We start from the raw sequence: 4,399 nt of genomic DNA, 5'->3' as shown, positions 1-4,399 counted from the left end.
GGACGTAAAATGGAACATGGAGCACTCCATCAACTCGGGCACCATCGTCGCGATCGTCGGCGAGCACGCGGAGGATGCGCTCGCGACGTTCGACGGCATGCCGGGCGTCGAGGCCCTCTCGCTGCAAGGCAGCGAGCCGGCGCTCGCGAACCGGCGGATCGCGGCGTCAGGCACCCCCTGGATCGTCCACGACGCCGACCCGCTCGAGCACGTCGCGGCCGCGTGGGTCGAGCTCTTCGAGGAGCGCTCGACCCTCGGCGCCCTCGAGGCCGAGGTCGAGCACGCGCTCGCGCAGTTCGAGACCGGCGCGGCGCTCATGCCCGACTACTACATCGTGCTCGAGCCGCAGGACGCGCCCGGCACGTGGCGGCACTGGTGGTGCGGCGCGCTCGGGCACCACGCCCCGCAGCGGGTGCTGGCCGCGCACGCGCCCGCGACGCCGCGGGATGCCACCGTCCGTCGCCTGCTGTCGACCCTCCCGTCGTCGCGCCCCTGGCCCGACCCGGCCGCGTGGCTGCGGCACCTGCCGTTCGAGATCCCCGACCGGGTCGGCCTGCTGGACTGAATCGCGGCCCTCGCCCGAGCTCACCACAGGTGCGATTGGCGACACCTTCCCACGGTCGGCGGTTCCTTCGCTGTGCGATTGGCGACACCTTTCTGCATCCCGCGGCCTCGTCTGGGGCGTGGGCGCCAGTTTCCTGCGATGGCCCCTACGAATATGTGGCGCCATCGCAGGGAAGTGGCGCCGAAGCTCGAGGGATGCCGGATGCTGTGGGGCGCCGGCGGGACGCTCCGCCGGAGGTCCGCTCGAGCGTGCTCGTCGGCCGACGACGACGCGCGCGACCGCAGGGCCGATGTCGGACCCCCTCGGCAGGATCGACGCATGGAGATCACACGCATCCAGCCGGACGGCCTCGTCGTCAGCCCGGCCTTCAGCCATGTCGCCGTCGTCCCCGCCGGAGCGACCACGATCTACGTGGGCGGTCAGAACGGCGTCGACGCCACGGGAGCCGTCGTCTCGGACGACGTCGCCGAGCAGGCGATCCGAGCGCTCGACAACGCGAGCATCGCGCTCGCGGCGGCGGGGGCGTCGCTCGCCGACGTCGTGCAGTGGACCGTCCTCATCGTCGCCGACGCCGACCTCCGCGCGGCCTACGGCGCGATCGCGCCACGCCTCGCGACCCTGGGCGCCCCGCCGCTCGTGACAGGCGGGCGCGTCGCCGGGCTCGGCGTGCCCGGCGCCCTCATCGAGGTGAGCGCGATCGCCGCGATCGTTCCGGACTGAAGCCGACGCGTCGAGCATCCGATTCACACGCGGCTCTCAGCTTCGCGGGACCAAATCGGCGGTGTGATCGGTTGTTCCAGAAGCGTGGGTCGCCACGGGACGAGGGACCACCGGACCGGAGTCGCGACACGGCCCCGCGGTAGATTGTTCGACAGCACCCGTCTCGAAGGAGCACTCCCATGACCAGCGGCAGGACCGACACCGGAGCCATCACCCGCACCCCCGGCACCGAGACGGCCGTCCTCGCCGGCGGCTGCTTCTGGGGCATGGAGGATCTCATCCGCCGCCAGCCCGGCGTGCTCGGCACGCGCGTCGGCTACACCGGCGGCCAGAACGACCACGCGACGTACCGCAACCACCCGGGCCACGCCGAGGCGCTCGAGATCGTCTTCGACCCGGCCGTCACGACGTTCCGCGACATCCTCGCGTTCTTCTTCCAGATCCACGACCCGTCGACGCTGAACCGCCAGGGCAACGACCTCGGCTCGAGCTACCGGTCGGCGATCTTCCCCCTCACCGAGGAGCAGGAGCGCGTCGCGCGCGACACGATCGCCGACGTCGACGCCTCCGGCCTGTGGCCGGGGCCCGCCGTCACGACGATCGAGCCCGCCGGCCCGTTCTGGGAGGCCGAGCCCGAGCACCAGGACTACCTGCTGCGCTATCCCGCGGGCTACACGTGCCACTTCCCGCGCGCCGGGTGGGTGCTGCCCAAGCGCAGCGACGCGACCGTCTGACCCCGCGCTGGCGCGGGCCGGGGACTATCGCGGTCCGCGCCGCTCGCCCGCGCCCGCGAGCACCGCGTGCAGCAGCGGCACCGCCGACGCCGCCATCAGGATCGTGCCGACGAGCACGTCGTCGACGCGAAGCAGGATGCCGCCGATGAGCAGCCCCGCGAACAGCACGGCGGACACCACCCGCCGTCCGATCCGCTCGAGTCTCCGCATCCGCCGCTCGAGCCGCGGCACGTCGACGTCGAGCCTCCCGTTCTCCATCCTGGTCACGACGTCGTCGAGCCGGCGCGGCAGGCGCGCGAGGATCGCGGCGGTCGACAGCGCCTCCTTCGCGATCGTCTCGAGGAGGTTGCCGCGCTCCTCGCGGAGGAGCCGCGCGGAGTAGGGCTCGACGGCATCCCAGATGTTGAAGTCGGGATCGAGCCCGCTGCACATGCCCGACGTGAGCGAGACGGCGCGCACGATGAGCAGGAAGTTCTCCGGCAGCTGGAACGGCAGCGCGCGCATGACGTCGCCGAACTCGACCGCGAACGCCTGGAACTCGCGCGGGTCGACCTCTTTGAGCTGAGCGAAGCCCATGCCGCCGAACCGGGCGAACAGGGCCGTCATCGCCCGCTCGAGCTCGGCGGTGTCGGCCGACGGAAGCAGCACGCCGACGTCGCGGATGCTGTCGACCAGCCGCGGGCCGTTCCGTGACGCGACCGCGATCACGACCTGCTGCAGGTCGTGCCGCAGGCGGTCGGGCACCTCGCCCATCATGCCGAAGTCGACGAAGGTGAGGGTCCACGGCCGCTCGCCGCCCGGTGTGGGCGTGACGAAGACGTTGCCGGGATGCGGGTCGGCGTGGAAGAAGCCGTGCTCGAACAGCTGGTCGAACATCACGGCGGCGAACTCGGCGGCGACCGCGGAGGGGTCGATGCCGGCGGCGCGCAGCCCCTCGACGTCGTTGATCTTGATCGCGGTCACGTCGGCCAGGGTCAGCACGCGCCGCGTGGTTCGCTCCCACACGACCTCGGGCGCCGCCACGCGCGGGTCGCCCGCGAAGTCCTCCGCGAAGCGCTCGGCGTTGCGCGCCTCGGCGAGGTAGTCGATCTCCTGCCGACAGACCTGTGCGAACTCCTCGATGAGCGCGGGGAGGTCGACGTGGTCGGCGACCACGCGCACGCGGCTCAGCCACCCCGCGACCCTGCGCAGGGCCGCGAGGTCGACGTCGACGATCGCCGCGATGCCGGGCCGCTGGACCTTCACGACCACGTCGACGAAGCCGGCGTCGGCGGCGTCCTCCGCCGACAGTCGTGCCCGATGGGCCTGGCCGAGGGATGCCGCGGCCACCGGCACCGGGTCCATGAACGAGTAGGCGCGCTCGAGCGGCACGCCGAGCTCCTCCTCGGCGAGCGCGCGGATGGCGGCGAACGCCACCGCGGGCACCTCGTCCTGGAGCCCCTCGAGCTCCTTCGTGATCTCGGGCGGCAGCACGTCGAGCCGCGACGACATGAACTGCCCGACCTTGATCATGAGTCCGCCGAGCGAGACCGCGAGGCCGTGGAAGCTGCGGGCGATCCCGCGCAGCCGTGCCGGGCGCCCGCGCGCCGCGAGGCGGCTCAGCCCGATGCGGGGCAGGAGGAGCTCGTACCACCACGCCTGCACCATGTAGCGGGCGGCGAACCGCAGGATGCGGCGATAGCGGGCGCGCCCGCCCACGGCGTCGGCCCGTGCGGTCTGCTCGACGCGGGCCGGAGCCGACGGCATCCGATCAGTCCTGGGCGAGGATCGAGTAGAGCCTGCGCCGGGCCTCGGCCAGCACCTCGACGGCCTGCTGCACCTGCTCCGTCGATCCGGAACGGCCCACCTGGGCGACGGCCTGAGCGAGCTCGAAGCCGGCCTTCGGCAGCGCCGCCCGCGCGCCCTCCTTGGGGGCCTGCGTCTCCCACGGGGCGGACCGGTCCGCCGCCGCGTCGGCGACCTGACGGCCCTCGTCGGTGAGCGAGTAGGTCTTGCGTCCGTTCGACTCCTCGGCGTCGACCAGTCCCTCGTCGGTCAGCAGCTGCAGCGTGGGATAGACCGAGCCGGGGCTCGGCTTCCAGGAGCCGCCGCTGCGCTCCTCGATCTCCTGGATGATCTGGTAGCCGTGCATCGGCCGCTCGGCGAGAAGCGCGAGGACCGCGGTGCGCACGTCGCCGCGCCCCATCCTCGTGCCGCCGGTCTTCTGCTCGAACATCCCGCGGAGCTGCTCCATCGCCTCCCAGAGGCCGCCGCCCGGTCGCCCCGCACCCGGTCCGTGCGGACCCGTCCCGAACCAGTCGCCCAGATTCGAACCGCTCATGATGACCTCCTCGGCGCCGAGCCACCGACGGCTCGCCGATATATAACGATATATCGTTCA

5 protein-coding genes are annotated in these 4,399 nt (G+C 72.4%); 3 read left to right on the top strand and 2 right to left on the bottom strand.

All coding sequences use genetic code 11. The features are described 5' to 3' along the window. The 3 genes from WML84_RS13195 to msrA form a co-directional block, all read left to right on the top strand. Positions 1-565, top strand: a 565-nt coding sequence (locus tag WML84_RS13195; RefSeq protein ID WP_347346601.1) for a hypothetical protein, incomplete at its 5' end; no start/stop codon positions are given. Between the two features lie 318 nt (positions 566-883). Next, positions 884-1,285, top strand: a complete 402-nt coding sequence (locus WML84_RS13190; protein ID WP_347346600.1) for a RidA family protein — start codon at positions 884-886, stop codon at positions 1,283-1,285. Positions 1,286-1,464: 179 nt separating this feature from the next. Further along, positions 1,465-2,019: a peptide-methionine (S)-S-oxide reductase MsrA gene (gene msrA, locus WML84_RS13185; RefSeq protein WP_347346599.1), complete on the top strand. Its 555-nt coding sequence runs from the start codon at positions 1,465-1,467 to the stop codon at positions 2,017-2,019. 24 nt (positions 2,020-2,043) lie between these two features. Here msrA and WML84_RS13180 read toward each other — a convergent pair whose 3' ends face one another. Both WML84_RS13180 and WML84_RS13175 read right to left on the bottom strand, forming a co-directional pair. After that, positions 2,044-3,765, bottom strand: coding sequence for an AarF/UbiB family protein (locus tag WML84_RS13180; protein WP_347346598.1), 1,722 nt, complete (start codon positions 3,763-3,765; stop codon positions 2,044-2,046). 4 nt (positions 3,766-3,769) lie between these two features. Next, positions 3,770-4,339: a PadR family transcriptional regulator gene (locus WML84_RS13175; protein ID WP_347346597.1), complete on the bottom strand. Its 570-nt coding sequence runs from the start codon at positions 4,337-4,339 to the stop codon at positions 3,770-3,772. Between the last annotated feature and the right edge of the window lie 60 nt (positions 4,340-4,399).

Origin of the sequence: Microbacterium sp. (assembly GCF_039812165.1) — a bacterium.
GTDB lineage: Bacteria > Actinomycetota > Actinomycetes > Actinomycetales > Microbacteriaceae > Microbacterium.
Note: the sequence above shows the minus strand (reverse complement) of the source record. Positions and strands in the feature narration are given on the sequence as shown.

Bases quoted from the DNA above. Each gene is read 5' to 3' on its own strand.
- WML84_RS13180 (WP_347346598.1), bottom strand. From the start codon at position 3,765: ATGCCGTCGGCTCCGGCCCGCGTCGAGCAGACCGCACGGGCCGACGCC.
- msrA (WP_347346599.1), top strand. From the start codon at position 1,465: ATGACCAGCGGCAGGACCGACACCGGAGCCATCACCCGCACCCCCGGC.
- WML84_RS13175 (WP_347346597.1), bottom strand. From the start codon at position 4,339: ATGAGCGGTTCGAATCTGGGCGACTGGTTCGGGACGGGTCCGCACGGA.
- WML84_RS13190 (WP_347346600.1), top strand. From the start codon at position 884: ATGGAGATCACACGCATCCAGCCGGACGGCCTCGTCGTCAGCCCGGCC.